The following is a 13,724-nucleotide window of genomic DNA, read 5'->3' as shown; positions in this document are numbered from 1 at the left end:
AATCCATTCCTCCTTTGATTGACTCCAGTATAGGAACGGACAAGCGTCATGTCTAATGCTACTATTTGATTAAGAACCATAACGAAAATGCATGGAGGAATGACATGGAGCTACAACAACTACGCTACTTCCTCGCCGTCGCGAGCGAAAAGAACATCACCCGCGCGGCCGAACATTTACGGCTGTCGCAACCGGCGCTGTCCCGACAAATCCATCAGCTCGAGGACAGCCTCGGCGGTCCGTTGTTCGAGCGGAGCCAAGGCGGGGTCACGCTGACGGAACGAGGCTACTATTTGGCCGAACACGCCAAAGAGATGGTTCGTCTGGCCGATAAGATCTCGATCAACTTGAACACGGCGACACCCATCAGCGGAGAATTGTACATCGGCGGTGGGGAAACGGAGACGCTCACCTCGGTCGTCGAGACGTTCCGACAGATGAAACAGCTTCATCCCGACGTCAAATTACGCCTGTATAGCGGCAACGGAGACGACGTCATCGACAAGTTGGACCGAGGCATCCTCGACTTCGGGGTCGTCATCGAACCGATTAATCTGGCCACGTATGCCTCCCGCAAGCTCCCTCATGTCGACCGTTGGGGTATCTTGACCCGCCGTGACAGTCAGGTTGGACAAAAGAATGCCATCGAGACCGGGGATCTTCTCGACTTGCCGCTCATCTTGTCAGAGCAATCGCTCGTCGACCGGCATTTGTCGGCCCGGCTCGGCATCGATTTGACTGAAACGGACGTCGTCGCGACGTACAACCTGCTCTATAACGCCTCGCTCCTCGTCCGGGAAGGCATCGGCCACGCGCTCTGCCTCGACGGGATCATCAACACGCAAGGGACCGAGTTGGTGTTCGTCCCGCTCCATCCCCCGCTCACGTCTTCCGTCCATTTGATTTGGAAGAGCGGGAGTCGCCTCTCGAACGTCGCCTCAACGTTTTTACAGCTGTTTGATGAACGGGAAACGGCCACCTAAACACGGCGGCCGGAATCGAGGCGCAATATGTGCGCCAACTGCTCGTTCATCTCGTCCGGGGTGGCCGCAAAGTCGTGTTCGGCCCAATGGATGATCATCCCGACGATGGCGTTCGCTTGATACGAACAGAACAACTCATGGTCAATCTCGTCTTGCTTGTGCGCCGCCGTGTCGCGGAGGAGCAACTTGCGCACTTCGTCGAACAACATGTAATAGTACGCGAGCGGTACGTTTTTCGAAAAGACGATGCGATAGAAGTCGACGTACGTCTGGACGTGGTGAAAGATGCGAATCGTCGATGGTTCGAGTTCACGCGGATTGAGCAGCTTCACATGTCGATACGGCTCCTCATACGACTTGGCGAGGTCGGCCGTGATCTCTTGGAAGTACTCCTCGAATACGTCCTCGACCCGGGCGTAATGCAAATAAAACGTGCCCCGATTGACATTTGCCACACGACAAAGTGCTGAAATCGTCACTTGTTCGAGCGAATGATTCCTCAATAATTCGACGAGCGCCTCATGGAGCGCTCGCTTTGTTTTGACGACACGCAAGTCCGGCTTCATAGTTTGCACATTCCTCTCAACAGTTATGGCTGGAAGTGTTGATTACTCAACAGAACGTCTCTTTTTTGATGATTGTAAGCGCTTTCCAACATTCATTATAATAGTTATTGAACACATGTTCAATTAAAGGAGGAGACAGTTATGCGGTTATCGGGGAAAGTGGCGATTGTCACAGGTGCAGCATCAGGAATGGGGAAAGCGATCGCGGAACTATATGCGAAGGAAGGAGCCCGCGTCGTCGTCTCGGATATGAATCTCGACGGAGCGCAGGCCGTCGTCGAGGGGATTTCGGGCGAGGCGTTCGCCATCCAAACAGACGTCACGTCTGAAGAGGCGCTCCAGCAGTTGTTCGACGAGACGGTGAAGACGTTCGGTCAAGTCGACATTCTCGTCAACAACGCCGGCATCATGGACGGGATGGAGCCCGTCGGTGAGATCTCAAACGAACGTTGGGAGAAAATCTTCGCCGTCAACACGGTGTCGGTCATGAAATCGATGCGCATCGCCGTCGACTTGTTCACGAAGCAAGGGCACGGCGTCATCGTCAACAACATCTCGGCCGGCGGTTTGTACGGCGCTCGGGCCGGCGCGGCCTATACGGCGTCGAAACACGCCGTCGTCGGATTGACGAAGAACACGGCGTTCATGTATGCCGACCAAAACATCCGCTGTAACGGGATCGCGCCGGGCGCGGTCGCGACGAACATCGGCTCGACGATGACGAACATGAGCCAGGCCGGATTCGGTCGCCAGCAACTCGGGATGGCCATCAACCCACGCATCGGACAACCGGAAGAGATCGCTCAACTCGCCCTCTTCCTCGGCTCGGACGAATCGAGTTTCATCAACGGTCAAGTCGTCGCCATCGACGGCGGTTGGACCGCCTACTAAACCAAAAAAATGAGCCATATCCGACGCCGGATGTGGCTCATTTCTCGTTATAGCTCCCCTCTCCGGTTCATCCGAATCAAGAGATAAATCAAATACGGCGCCCCGACCATGCCGGTGATGACGCCGACCGGATAGCGGGCCGTGAAGGCGAACTGACCGATGAGATCGGCCGCGAGCACCAAGATGACACCGACGAGTGCCGCCGGGATGATTGTCGAACGCCCGTCCCCGACGAGCCGCTTCGCGATCGGTCCCGCTAGGAATGCGACGAACGCGATCGGGCCGGTCGTCGCCGTCGCGAGCGCCAGCATGAGCACCGAGGCGACAATGAGCAGCACCCGCGTCTGGTTCGTCTTGACACCGAGCGACGTCGCCGTCATCTCCCCGAGCTCTAAAATCTGGAGCTGTCGGCTGAGCCGGAGGATGACCGGGAGGCAGAGCGCGACCGCGATCATGAGCGGCGGGAGCGTCTCCATCTTCACCCCGTTCAAGCTACCGCTCAACCAGCGCATCGCCGTCCCGACATCGTTTTGGCGGCTGATGAGCAGCAAATAGTTGATGACCGCCGTCAGCATCGCTTGAATCCCGATGCCGACTAAGACGAGCCGGCCGATCGAGAAGGCGGCGCCTTTCGACAAGAAGTAGATGGCGAGGACGGTCAACAGCCCGCCGATGATCGAGATGATGGAGACGAACGTATCGCTCGCCTGTAGGACGACGATACCGAACACGGCCGCCGCACTCGACCCGGTTGTGATGCCGATGACGTTCGGGTTGGCGAGCGGGTTACGAAGCATCGTTTGGAACACCGTCCCGGCGATCCCGAACGCGAGTCCGGCGAAGACGCCGGCGAGCATGCGCGGCAGACGAATCGTGCCGACGGCGAACGAGGCGCCCGGTACTTGTTCCCCGAACAAGACACGGATGACGTCCGCGACCGGATAAATCGTGTTGCCAAGCATGAGCATCGTCGCGCTCAACGTAAGGGCCAGCGCGAACAAGACAAGCGTCACGAAGACGGTCCGTTGCCGGCGCTTGCGACTGTTATGGATGATGGGTTGAATCGATTGGTTCGTCATACGCCACGCACCTTCACTTTCATCGTCAAGGCGATCAAAATCGGGGCCCCAACGAACGCCGTGACGATCCCGACTTCGAGTTCACCGGGACTGCCGAGCAAGCGCCCCGCCACGTCAGCGAACGTCAATAAAATCGCGCCCGTCAGTGCCGACATCGGGATGATGTACCGTTCATCCGCTCCGATGACCAAGCGGACGAGGTGCGGCGCCAAGAGACCGATAAAGCCGATTGGTCCAGCCAGTGCCGTCGCCGCCCCGCACAAGATGACACCTGCGAACGAGGCGATCCCTTTCAACGTGCCGATGCGGACACCGAGACCTGTGGCGAGCTCTTCCCCGAGCGCCAAGATGTTGAGGGACGGTGCCGCCAAGATGGCGATGACGATACCGCCGATAAAGAACGGCAGGAACGTCATAATCGAATCCATCGTCCCGGCCCCGACGCTACCGACTTGCCAAAACCGGAACTGGTCCATGACGTTCGAGCGCGGAATCATGATGGCCATGACGAGTGACGACAACGCCGCACTCGTCGCCGCGCCGGCCAAGACGAGCTTGAGCGGCGTCGAACCGCCCCGCCCGAGCGACCCAATCCCGAACACGAACGCCGCCGTCAAGAGCGCGCCGGCGAGCGCGAACCAAATATAGTCGCTCGCGGTCGAGATATTGAAGAAGGCGATCCCGACGACGACGAACAGCGCCGCTCCCGTGTTGACCCCGAGAATGCTCGGGTCGGCGATCGGGTTGCGCGTCACCGACTGCATCAATGCGCCCGAGACACCGAGTGCTGCCCCGCACATGAAACTGAACACCGTCCGAACGACCCGCTGCCGGACGATGTCCGCTTCATACGACTGAACAGCCGGACGGAATAAACCGTCAAGCAGTTCATCCCATCCGACTGTCCGTGAGCCGAAAGCAAGCGAAGCGAGCATACAGACGACGAGCAGGACGAGCGACCCTACAAGGAGGAGCCCGAACCGTCTCGGCGTGTGTAACTTCTTCGGCATATTCATTTGATTACTCGACTTTCGCGAGTGCTTCTGACACGAGCTTCACGTAGTCATCGATCGTATATTCAATCGAGAGTGGTGATGGTGTCCCAGCAGCCGCGAGCGGCGTGTTGTCTTCGATCATGACGACCGAACCGCGTTTGATGGCCGGCACTTTGCTGTAGAGCGGGTCAGCTTGAAGTGCTTTCAACGTCTCTTCGTTGCCGTAGGCGACGAAGATGTCGACGTCGTTCAAGATGTCAGCGTTCTCTGAGCTGAGCTCGAGGTAGAAGCTGTTCTCATCTTCGATTTGACTCGTGATGTTCTCAGGGTACTCCATGCCGAGCTCTTCGATGAATGCACCGCGTGGGTCACCCGTCGTGTAGATGTAGAACTTCGACAGGTCGTCTGGGCTGAGCGCGACGAATGCCGCTTTCTTCCCTTTCATCTCTGGCACTTCAGCCGCCTTGTCGGCGATGAGTTTCTCTGTATCTTCAATCAACTGTTTGCCTTCTTCTTCCATGCCCATGGCCATTGAGTCATAACGAACCGTGTCCTGCCATGATGACACCCAAGGCGTCTCTTGGTATGCGACGACCGGTGCAATCTCTGTCAACGTGTCGTAATCTTCTTGCGTGATGCCTGAGTAGGCAGCGAGAATGACGTCCGGCTGTGAGTCGGCGATCGCTTCGAAGTCGAGGCCGTCCGTATCTTGATAGATGTTCGGGTTTTCTTCACCGAGGTCTTTCAACTTGTCAGCCGTCCATGGCAACATGCCGCTGCCGTCTTGGACACCATAGTTCGCAGCCGAGAATCCGACTGGTACGACGTCGAGCGCGAGCGCCACGTCTTGGTTCGACCAACCGACCGTTGCGACGCGTTCCGGCTTCTTGTCGATGACCGTCTCGCCTAACGCGTGTTTGATTGTGATTGGATAACCTTCTGCCGTTTCAGCAGATTCATCTGTCGTGGCTGCATCTTCGTTGTTCGAGCCGCATCCTGCGAGCACGAGCACGAAAGCAGACATGATGATGAACATATGTAGCATTTTCTTGTAGCTGTTCATGTCCTAGTCCCCTTTTTCTGTATGACAACGTTTTACGCCGACATTGATAATCATTATCATTTATGAGTATAGGATGAATGCGGGCGTGCTGTCAATCTGAACTTCAAGATATCTTGTGAAAAATAGAAACAGCCTGCATCTCTCAAATGGTGAGATGCAGGCTGAAGTCATAACGTTTGGTTAGCCAAATTGATCAGTTGTCGGACCGGTAAGCGGGTCTCGCCGTCAAGTTCGATGGAGTTGCCATCGATGTAGTAGATGATTCGGGCAGTGAAGCCGTTTTCTCTTCAGCCCTTAGCAGTGTGAATAGGAGAAATGCCTTTAAACCAAAAAAGTACTATAACAAAACGTACAATTTCAAATTAATTTTATTGATTGTTTTCAAACTCGTCGAAGTATTCTAACAGAAAAATTAGTTCTTCTCCTAATGTTTTGAGGTTTCTAATATATTCTTTTTGATCAACCTCAAAGCCTATTTTAAGACCAAAATCCAAAGGTGTAGCAAGAGTGTTTTGAAAAAGTGTTTCAACGGTCAATAAACTTTCCCTTAAATCATCAGGTAAGAACCCCATATACCTAGAAATAAACTCTTCAAAAATCTTTTGATTTTCTTCTTTAGATATTTTGCAAAATAGTTGATGTTCAATTTTTTCAATTTCACTACTAACTTCTGTTGGTTTTTGCACTATGTAATGCCATTCAATTTTCTCATTCATAAAATCAGGTGGGACTAACTGTTCTAGGTTATTCATTATTTCCTCAATTTTTTGTTTCATTTCTTGACATTCATTGCTTTTATATCCAAAAGGTTTTCGTGAAATTAAATGTACGTATTTTCTACCAATATCAAGAATCAATCCTTTATATCTTTTCCTTGTAAGTTTGTATGCTTTAAATTTAGCTTTCTTTTCTTCACTTTTTGATAGTAAGTAAGCTATAAAATAATACGTAATGAGGATGCTTAGCATTTCCACCATGATACCAGGGATTATCGAAACTATAATTCCTCGATTGACTTCTTTTAAACTGTAAAGAATAAGAAAAGATATACCAATAGTAATAATAGTAAAAGTAATAATAAATATATGTTCCTTTTTCCCAATTAATTTATTTATATTTCTTTTTCCCATATGTTTCTTCTCCCTAATTTTAATACCTTCAATTCGAAATAAAATTAATTTATCATATTCCTTTATTTTTCTTTACGTCGCATCACATCTGCCATCGGACACCCTGCTTGCTCGAGCTCGGAGACGATGCGTGTATAATCCGTTTCGTTTCGATTCTGACTCAGTTTGAACGCCGCCTGCATCTCTTCGATGTCGATACGGAAGCCGACGACGCCATATTTCTGTCGCTGCACCGGCTCGGACAATTCCTCCCAGACGACGGCGTGCTCCCGGTCCCCTTCATGATCTTGAAGCAGTCCGGCCAAGTCTTCCTCGAGTTGGTCCGCATTCAGGATGGTCGCCTGTCCGTATGCATGAACGGCCTGATAGTTCCACGTCGAGACGTCCTCATGCCCGTACCACGACGCCGAGACGTAAGCGTCCGGGCCTTGGACGATCAAGAGCACGGTCTGGTCTTCAATCGTTTGCCACTGTGGATTGTTTTTGGCGATGTGTGTCGTGAACCAGACTAGGCCCTCTTCCTCATGGAAACGGAGCGGTACGTGCGTCGCAATCGGCTTCTGTCCGTCATGCGTGACGACGGTGCCGAACGGATGGGCCTTCAGAAAGGCGTAGACTTCTTTCGGGTCATTCACGGCGTATAGTTTTGGGACGTACATCAAATTCCTCCTGTCTTGTTCGTTGTTCAACTGACTGGACCCTTCCGTATAATTCACGCCAACTAGGGTAAAGAGTAGATGACGCGATTTTACTGAGGAGGGATTTCATGAAACCAACTATTAAAATATTCGTGTTCGATGTATACGGGACCTTGTTCGACGTGCATTCCGTCAAGACAGCGTGTGACGAACAATTCCCCGGAAAAGGTGAACAAATCAGCCAGGCGTGGCGGATGAAACAGCTCGACTACTTCTTTACCCGCCACATCATGGGACGTTATGAGGACTTCTCTGTCGTCACGCGCGACGCGCTCCGGTATGCATTGTCGGCGGCCGAAGTGACGTGGACGACCGAGACGGAGGATGCGTTGATTGCCACGTACGCCGACCTGTCACCATATGAAGAGGTCGCGGATGTCTTGCACCAGCTGCATCATAAACAGACTATCGTTCTCTCGAACGGGACGGACGCGATGCTCGAGGCGCTCATCCACAACGCCGGGTTCACCGACCTGTTCGACGAGCTCGTCAGCATCGACGGCATCAAACAAGCTAAGCCGTCACCGGCCGCCTACATGCACTGGTTCAAGAACAGCGGGTTGAAGCGGGACGAGGTGCTGTTCCTGTCCTCGAACGGATGGGACATCGCCGGTGCGAAGAACTTCGGGTTCCATACGGCTTGGATCAACCGCGACGGCAAACCGGTCGATATGCCCGACCTGGCCCCTGACGCCGTCTATGAGGACTTGTCCGGGATACTGGAATGGGTCACGGACGAAGCGGCTTGGCCATAATCAAATCGACTTGGGCGTCATCGCCCATATAAAACGTGTGTGCCCCGGTCTGGACGAAGCCGTGCTTTCGGTAAAAGGCGAGTGCCTTATGGTTATGTTCCCAGACACCGAGCCAGATTTCACGTTTGTTCAGCTCACCCGCGCACGTGATGGCCTGGTCATACAACGCCTTCCCGACGCCGCTCCCTTGGAAGGTGCGTCGCACATAGATCCGTTCGAGTTCGAACGCCTCCTCGCCCATGGCCTCGGTCTGGGCGTTGTTGGCGTTCACTTTTAAGTAACCAGCCACTTCCCCGTCAAGCATGGCGAAGAAGAACTGTGAGTCCGGATTCGAAAGTTCTTCTTTGAGTTGCGCCACGTTGTACGCCCGCTCGAGATACGCCGCCAGATGCGCCGGGTCGTTCTCCGCCTCGAACGTCTCCGTGAACGTCTCGATGCTGATAGTGCGAAGTGCGTCAACGTCTTCGATTGTGCAAGCTTTGATGGTGATCATGTTCGTTCCCCCTAGTAGTCTCGTTTCTTCCCTTTCTTCACGGCATCCCAGTCCCCTTCGATATTGTGGCGGACCCGCTTCAACAGCCGGAGCAGCTGCTCGGCTTCCTGGTCGCTCAGCCCGGCGAGCGCGACGTCCGTCGAATGCTCGTGCTCGCGGATGATGACCGGGTACAGCGTCTTGCCCCGTTCAGTCGGGACGAGCCGCTTGATTTTCTTGTTGTGCGGGTCGTCCTGCTTTGTGATCAACCCGTTCGTTTCCAACTTTTGAACCGCCCGCGCCGCCGTCGTCCGGTCGACTTTAATCAGTTCGGCGAGCTTTTCTTGAATGATGCCCGGCTCTTCACAAATCCGGACCAAATACAGATATTGCCCTTTCGTCAGCTCGAGCTCTTTGAACTCGATGTTGCTGATCGAGTCGAGGGCACGGGCAATCATCCCGATTTCACGCAACTGGTCTCTCATACAATCCTCCTGATTGTTGTATTTACAATATGTTACGTTTAGTATAATCCATTTAGTTGCATTTGCAACAAAAAGTATTTTAGATATGAGCTTAGATTATGTGAGAAAATAAAGGTATCATTCCACGAAACGAGGGGATCTCATGGCACACCGCATTTACACGACGAGCTTTGCGAGCGTCTATCCGCTCTATGTCGCGAAAGCCGAACGGAAAGGCCGGACGAAAGACGAAGTCGATACGATCATCCGCTGGTTGACCGGTTATGACGAGGCCGGGCTTGAACGTCAACTTGAAGCCGAGGTCGACTTCGACACGTTCTTCGCCACCGCACCCAAGATGAACGAGGACCGCGCCTTGATTAAAGGTGTCGTCTGTGGCGTCCGCGTCGAGAACGTCGAGGAGCCGCTCATGCGCGAAATCCGTTACTTGGACAAACTCGTCGATGAACTCGCCAAAGGCAAGGCGATGGCGAAAATCTTACGGGGAGGCGACGTCTGATGGACTATACGACACTCGTCGACGACAAACGGCTCGACGCCTTCATCCGTTTGATTGATGTCATCGATGCGAACTTACCGGCCGGGTTCGAGAAGACGACCGACGGGAACGGCATCCATTATGTCGTCCCGCTGTCGACGTATCCATCCGGGTATCACGTCACGCCGGGCACCCCGCTCCCGTTCTTGAGCGTCATCGCCCAGAAGAACCATGTCGCCGTGTATCATATGGGCGTCTATAGCGACCCGGAACTGCTGCGCTGGTTCGAGGACGCCTACGCCGCCCAAGTGCCTACGAAGCTCGACATGGGCAAAAGCTGTATCCGATTCAAAAACGTGAAGCATATCCCATATGAGTTGATTGGTGAGCTCGTCGCGAAGATGACTCCGGAACAATGGATTGCAGCTTACGAGTCACGTTAAAAAAGCCAAACCTCACTCGGTTTGACTTTTTTACTTTTCTAAATCACTTTTTTTGAAATGATTGTAGTAATAAGTTCTAACATGCTCTGTAGTTAGTGTTGGATATTCTTGTTTAAGTTGCTCAACTACTCTTTGAAATCTCTCTTTAAGCGTGGAAGTCATTTCATATTTTTTTAAGTATATATTTATTTTTTGATTTCGTATTAAAAGCATATCTTTTTTTCCTAGATTCATTTTTCTTAACCGATCCCTAACGCGTTCTAAGGGCAATTCAAGAACTTCAGCAATATCTTGTGATCTCATTCCATCTTGATACAATTGAGTTATTTTGACTCGGTAGTCCTCTTTACCTTTCATAAATTTTGTTTTATTTTCTTTACCATCAAATTTTGAATAATAGTAACCTTTTACAATGCTAAAAGTAATATCAGGATGTTCATGTATTAAACTATCTACAATCCATTCAAACTTCTCAGATAAAATTTCATGATCAGTATAACTAGAGAGTAGTTCATGAATTTTATTATTTCTAATTTTCATGTTTGCACTTTGATTAAGGCCCAAGTTTCTTAAATGATAGTTAACCATATTTATTGACATATTTAATTGATTTGCGATTTCTATACTTGGCTTACCCTCATGAGAGAGTTCAATTAAATTCATTATAGTTTCTTGATAGTTTTGTTTTTTCTGTTTCTGCCTCAGTTTATATTCTAATGGATAGGTGCCACTATATTCAGCTAACGCCTTTCCTAACAAAATAACATTCACGTATTTATAAGAAATATTTACTTTTTGAGCGATAGTCGGATTATCCATTCCTTGTTTATCATATGCAATGATTTGCTCAACCAACATTTTATGATACTCATGAATATCAGAATTATATTGATTTTCATCAATACTTTTGACTATTAGATCAAGCTCGCTAATAATTTCAGTTTGCTTTTCCACCTCTAATTTTTTAAAAAAGGGCTGTAGACCTAACCATTTGTAAATACTCATTTTTCGAATACCATGCTTAACCGTTATCGTTTCTCGACTTCCTAAGAGATAGATCACAGTAACAGCATCGAATTCATTCTTGTACTTAAGTACCTCCTTGTCAATTTCAGTTTTAATACTTCTCTTTATATCGATTGCTATATGAACTTTACTATTGTATAAATCTGGGGTACAACCATTGCTAAACCGTTTAAAATATTCGAAAGGTGCATCAACCTTAGACAGAATTTTCACGATATCAAATTCTATCTCTTTACCTTGCTTTAAAAAAACTCCTATTTCTGTATTCCTACTAATTAAATCTGGATTTTCACCCACACTGATAAGAAAAGAACGATAAGAATATCTTCCCTTATATAATCTCTGAGTTGCTTTGTAGAACGCTAAATGGTGGTCTCTAATATAACTTTCATACAATGGTTCAGATTGCTGCTTTAGTTTATCGAAATACATCGTCAAAGTTATCTCATCCCAAAAACCCTCTATCCAACCATAATATTTATGGAAAATGCCCTCATACATAAAGGACACTAACTGACTTAAGGTATAAGGACCAGGGTAGTCCATTAAAAATTTCAGGTGCGAAAGTGAAATGCCTGTTCCATTTGTATGAGTGATTCCTACTTGTCCACCTTTATAAATTTTCATTTCAATCCATTTATTATTAATACTTTGTCTCTTGAACCACTTTCCGTCATCACACTTAACTCTTTTTGTTTCAATCAAATCTATATGGAGCTGATTGATTCGTAACAAAAACTTATTCAATATTCTTCTCCTCGCCTAGACAATAAAAATTTTAAGCCACATTCTTTATCAATCAACTACAAATAACAAGTTAAGTCTAGTCATTAAAAAGAGTAGAGGATTATCCCCTACTCCACAAATCATATCGTAAATTTCTTCGTCATTTGACGCATCTCATCTGCCATGTTCGACAGTTCTTGGGCCGAGGCCGTGATCTCTTCCATCGACGCCATCTGTTCTTCCGTCGCCGCCGAGGTGTTCTCGGTTTCGGTCGCGGTCGTCTCGGTGATGCCTTGGATTTCGTTCACGGACGTCAAAATCTCGGTTGCCCCGGCTGCCATCTCTTGAACGGCGCCGGACACTTCCTCGACTTTTTGTCCCACTTCTTCGATTGCCCGCTTGATATCCTCGAACGCGTCGCCCGCTTGTTGGACGTTCGTGACGCTATGGCCCATCTCACTCTCGACGATGTGCATCGTTTGGACGGCTTGTTTCGTCTCCGTCTGCGTATCCCCGATCAAACCGGAGATGCGTTTCGTCGCGACGGCCGACTCTTCGGCAAGTTTCCGCACTTCTGACGCTACGACGGCGAATCCGCGTCCTTGGTCACCGGCTCGAGCCGCTTCGATGGCCGCGTTCAGTGCGAGCAAGTTCGTCTGTTCGGCGATACCGGAAATCGTGCCGGTGATGCTGCCGATTTCTTGCGAGCGGACGTCGAGTTGACCGATGACCGTCTGCAACGCCTTCACTTTCTCATTCATCGCCTCGAGCTGGGACTCGAGCGTCTCAATCAACTCGTTGCCGGTCCCGACTTTTTGGAGTGCCCCGTCTGACAACTCGGTCATATGTTGGGCGCTATTCGAGACGTGATGAATCCCGTTCGTCAGTTCGGTCAATGTGCTGTTCGATTCTTTCACCCGCGTCAATTGACGGAGCGAACCCGATGCGATCTCTTCCATCGTGACGGCGACCATCTCCGTCGCTTTCGTCGTCTCTTCGACGTTCGATTTCAAATCGTCCGATGACGTGGCGACGCGTCCCGCCGTCGACGTGACGTTACTGATCAAGTCACGCAAGTTGTCTTTCATATGATTGAACGACACCACGAGCGACCCGATTTCGTCACGTGACGTGTAGGTGCTGTCGACCGTCAAGTCTCCTTCACCGGCTCGGCTCATGAGTCCATTCAACTCACGAACCGGTCGCACGATGAGACGCGTAATGTAGATTCCGAGCCCGATTGAGACGAGCGCCCCGATGGCGACGAGCACCCAGAAGACGAGTACCGACTGGGCACGATTTTCCTGCATCGTCTGACTAGCCGTCTCGGCTTCTTGATTGATTCCATCCATGACGACCGTGGCTGTTTCGACGAGCGCGAGGCGGATTGGGCGTAGCTCGCTGACATATTGGCGATAGGCTGCCGTATTCTCGTTTCTGATTGCCGGTTGCAAGACGATATCAACCCGTTCCAAATACGTCGTAATCAAAGTATTCAAATCTGCGACCTGTTGTTGCATGTCAACATTTGTCGAAGCGAAGTTCTCATTGAACAACCTTAAATTCTCGACCATGCTGTCTCGTCGCTCCGTAATATTTTCTTGGAGTTCCGCGTTACGACTTTCTTCGGTTGCCAACATCAACTCGAGTACATAACCTTCAAGCGCACGGTTGTCCGTCCGAATCTGACCGAGCGCCCGAATCGGCAGCAACCGCTCTTCGTATAATTCTTCTCCCGCGTCGGCCATCCGTCCCATTAGGACATGACTGAGTGCCGCGATGATGACGAGCGTTGCGATAAACACGGTGATGAGCACCGTAAATTTTTTAGACATATTTAAATTTTTCATGATCATCCCTCCTATCTGCTTTATCGTAGGAAAGCAGCTTCACGTGAAGCGTGATCGCACATGCGTTGACCTAAGTTTCCATTT

Annotated in this window: 15 protein-coding genes; 5 read left to right on the top strand and 10 right to left on the bottom strand. The window is 50.4% G+C overall.

Going from position 1 to position 13,724, the window contains the following annotated elements; genetic code table 11:
- The first annotated feature begins 104 nt into the window (after nucleotides 1-104).
- Complete coding sequence (locus tag KNP60_RS01895) at nucleotides 105-983, top strand: LysR family transcriptional regulator (RefSeq protein WP_214796758.1); 879 nt, start codon at nucleotides 105-107, stop codon at nucleotides 981-983.
- Here the strand turns inward: KNP60_RS01895 and KNP60_RS01890 are convergent.
- Nucleotides 980-1,549 (bottom strand): TetR/AcrR family transcriptional regulator, encoded by a 570-nt coding sequence (locus KNP60_RS01890; RefSeq protein WP_214796757.1) that lies wholly within the window; start codon nucleotides 1,547-1,549, stop codon nucleotides 980-982. The genes KNP60_RS01895 and KNP60_RS01890 overlap by 4 nt on opposite strands.
- Before the next feature lie 141 nt (nucleotides 1,550-1,690).
- Here KNP60_RS01890 and KNP60_RS01885 point away from each other — a divergent pair, with 141 nt between their 5' ends.
- On the top strand, nucleotides 1,691-2,440 hold the full coding sequence (locus tag KNP60_RS01885) for an SDR family oxidoreductase (RefSeq protein WP_058764679.1): 750 nt from the start codon (nucleotides 1,691-1,693) through the stop codon (nucleotides 2,438-2,440).
- Between the two features lie 47 nt (nucleotides 2,441-2,487).
- On the opposite strand, the gene KNP60_RS01880 is transcribed toward KNP60_RS01885, so the two are convergent.
- The 5 genes from KNP60_RS01880 to KNP60_RS01860 all read right to left on the bottom strand — a co-directional run bounded on the left by KNP60_RS01880 (nucleotide 2,488) and on the right by KNP60_RS01860 (nucleotide 7,366).
- Nucleotides 2,488-3,519: a FecCD family ABC transporter permease gene (locus tag KNP60_RS01880; protein WP_029594756.1), complete on the bottom strand. Its 1,032-nt coding sequence runs from the start codon at nucleotides 3,517-3,519 to the stop codon at nucleotides 2,488-2,490.
- The gene (locus tag KNP60_RS01875) at nucleotides 3,516-4,535 is read right to left on the bottom strand and encodes a FecCD family ABC transporter permease (protein ID WP_214796756.1); all 1,020 of its coding nucleotides are present in this window, start codon (nucleotides 4,533-4,535) and stop codon (nucleotides 3,516-3,518) included. The genes KNP60_RS01880 and KNP60_RS01875 overlap by 4 nt, the downstream gene beginning before the upstream one ends.
- 4 nt (nucleotides 4,536-4,539) lie before the next feature.
- Nucleotides 4,540-5,577 (bottom strand): iron-siderophore ABC transporter substrate-binding protein, encoded by a 1,038-nt coding sequence (locus KNP60_RS01870; protein WP_214796755.1) that lies wholly within the window; start codon nucleotides 5,575-5,577, stop codon nucleotides 4,540-4,542.
- A gap of 368 nt (nucleotides 5,578-5,945) precedes the next feature.
- Complete coding sequence (locus tag KNP60_RS01865) at nucleotides 5,946-6,707, bottom strand: hypothetical protein (protein WP_214796754.1); 762 nt, start codon at nucleotides 6,705-6,707, stop codon at nucleotides 5,946-5,948.
- A 62-nt stretch (nucleotides 6,708-6,769) separates the two neighbouring features.
- The gene (locus KNP60_RS01860; protein WP_214796753.1) at nucleotides 6,770-7,366 is read right to left on the bottom strand and encodes an FMN-binding negative transcriptional regulator; all 597 of its coding nucleotides are present in this window, start codon (nucleotides 7,364-7,366) and stop codon (nucleotides 6,770-6,772) included.
- 107 nt (nucleotides 7,367-7,473) lie between these two features.
- Between KNP60_RS01860 and KNP60_RS01855 the strand changes: the two genes are divergently transcribed.
- Nucleotides 7,474-8,160 carry a haloacid dehalogenase type II gene (locus KNP60_RS01855; RefSeq protein ID WP_214796752.1) on the top strand — a complete coding sequence of 229 codons (687 nt, stop codon included), beginning with the start codon at nucleotides 7,474-7,476 and terminating at the stop codon, nucleotides 8,158-8,160.
- Here KNP60_RS01855 and paiA read toward each other — a convergent pair.
- Together paiA and KNP60_RS01845 are read right to left on the bottom strand one after the other, a co-directional pair.
- Nucleotides 8,135-8,653, bottom strand: coding sequence for a spermidine/spermine N(1)-acetyltransferase (gene paiA, locus KNP60_RS01850; RefSeq protein ID WP_214796751.1), 519 nt, complete (start codon nucleotides 8,651-8,653; stop codon nucleotides 8,135-8,137). The two genes, KNP60_RS01855 and paiA, sit on opposite strands and share 26 nt — an antisense overlap.
- An 11-nt stretch (nucleotides 8,654-8,664) precedes the next feature.
- Complete coding sequence (locus KNP60_RS01845) at nucleotides 8,665-9,117, bottom strand: MarR family winged helix-turn-helix transcriptional regulator (protein WP_214796750.1); 453 nt, start codon at nucleotides 9,115-9,117, stop codon at nucleotides 8,665-8,667.
- A 142-nt stretch (nucleotides 9,118-9,259) separates the two neighbouring features.
- Here KNP60_RS01845 and KNP60_RS01840 point away from each other — a divergent pair, with 142 nt between their 5' ends.
- Both KNP60_RS01840 and KNP60_RS01835 read left to right on the top strand, forming a co-directional pair.
- Nucleotides 9,260-9,616: a DUF2200 domain-containing protein gene (locus tag KNP60_RS01840; RefSeq protein WP_034779123.1), complete on the top strand. Its 357-nt coding sequence runs from the start codon at nucleotides 9,260-9,262 to the stop codon at nucleotides 9,614-9,616.
- Nucleotides 9,616-10,038 (top strand): DUF1801 domain-containing protein, encoded by a 423-nt coding sequence (locus KNP60_RS01835; RefSeq protein ID WP_214796749.1) that lies wholly within the window; start codon nucleotides 9,616-9,618, stop codon nucleotides 10,036-10,038. Before KNP60_RS01840 ends, KNP60_RS01835 begins: the two co-directional genes overlap by 1 nt.
- A 30-nt stretch (nucleotides 10,039-10,068) precedes the next feature.
- Here KNP60_RS01835 and KNP60_RS01830 read toward each other — a convergent pair whose 3' ends face one another.
- Together KNP60_RS01830 and KNP60_RS01825 are read right to left on the bottom strand one after the other, a co-directional pair.
- Nucleotides 10,069-11,811 (bottom strand): hypothetical protein, encoded by a 1,743-nt coding sequence (locus KNP60_RS01830; protein ID WP_214796748.1) that lies wholly within the window; start codon nucleotides 11,809-11,811, stop codon nucleotides 10,069-10,071.
- A 119-nt stretch (nucleotides 11,812-11,930) separates the two neighbouring features.
- Nucleotides 11,931-13,640: a methyl-accepting chemotaxis protein gene (locus tag KNP60_RS01825; RefSeq protein ID WP_214796747.1), complete on the bottom strand. Its 1,710-nt coding sequence runs from the start codon at nucleotides 13,638-13,640 to the stop codon at nucleotides 11,931-11,933.
- Between the last annotated feature and the right edge of the window lie 84 nt (nucleotides 13,641-13,724).

The organism is Exiguobacterium sp. s5 (assembly GCF_018618075.1).
GTDB lineage: Bacteria > Bacillota > Bacilli > Exiguobacteriales > Exiguobacteriaceae > Exiguobacterium > Exiguobacterium mexicanum_A.
Note: the sequence above shows the minus strand (reverse complement) of the source record. Positions and strands in the feature narration are given on the sequence as shown.

What these genes read in the sequence shown, in the direction of transcription:
- KNP60_RS01840 (WP_034779123.1), top strand. Translation starts at nt 9,260, where the DNA reads ATGGCACACCGCATTTACACGACGAGCTTTGCGAGCGTCTATCCGCTC.
- KNP60_RS01865 (WP_214796754.1), bottom strand. Translation starts at nt 6,707, where the DNA reads ATGGGAAAAAGAAATATAAATAAATTAATTGGGAAAAAGGAACATATA.
- KNP60_RS01845 (WP_214796750.1), bottom strand. Translation starts at nt 9,117, where the DNA reads ATGAGAGACCAGTTGCGTGAAATCGGGATGATTGCCCGTGCCCTCGAC.
- KNP60_RS01885 (WP_058764679.1), top strand. Translation starts at nt 1,691, where the DNA reads ATGCGGTTATCGGGGAAAGTGGCGATTGTCACAGGTGCAGCATCAGGA.
- KNP60_RS01875 (WP_214796756.1), bottom strand. Translation starts at nt 4,535, where the DNA reads ATGAATATGCCGAAGAAGTTACACACGCCGAGACGGTTCGGGCTCCTC.
- KNP60_RS01870 (WP_214796755.1), bottom strand. Translation starts at nt 5,577, where the DNA reads ATGAACAGCTACAAGAAAATGCTACATATGTTCATCATCATGTCTGCT.
- paiA (WP_214796751.1), bottom strand. Translation starts at nt 8,653, where the DNA reads ATGATCACCATCAAAGCTTGCACAATCGAAGACGTTGACGCACTTCGC.
- KNP60_RS01880 (WP_029594756.1), bottom strand. Translation starts at nt 3,519, where the DNA reads ATGACGAACCAATCGATTCAACCCATCATCCATAACAGTCGCAAGCGC.
- KNP60_RS01895 (WP_214796758.1), top strand. Translation starts at nt 105, where the DNA reads ATGGAGCTACAACAACTACGCTACTTCCTCGCCGTCGCGAGCGAAAAG.
- KNP60_RS01860 (WP_214796753.1), bottom strand. Translation starts at nt 7,366, where the DNA reads ATGTACGTCCCAAAACTATACGCCGTGAATGACCCGAAAGAAGTCTAC.
- KNP60_RS01890 (WP_214796757.1), bottom strand. Translation starts at nt 1,549, where the DNA reads ATGAAGCCGGACTTGCGTGTCGTCAAAACAAAGCGAGCGCTCCATGAG.
- KNP60_RS01855 (WP_214796752.1), top strand. Translation starts at nt 7,474, where the DNA reads ATGAAACCAACTATTAAAATATTCGTGTTCGATGTATACGGGACCTTG.
- KNP60_RS01825 (WP_214796747.1), bottom strand. Translation starts at nt 13,640, where the DNA reads ATGAAAAATTTAAATATGTCTAAAAAATTTACGGTGCTCATCACCGTG.
- KNP60_RS01835 (WP_214796749.1), top strand. Translation starts at nt 9,616, where the DNA reads ATGGACTATACGACACTCGTCGACGACAAACGGCTCGACGCCTTCATC.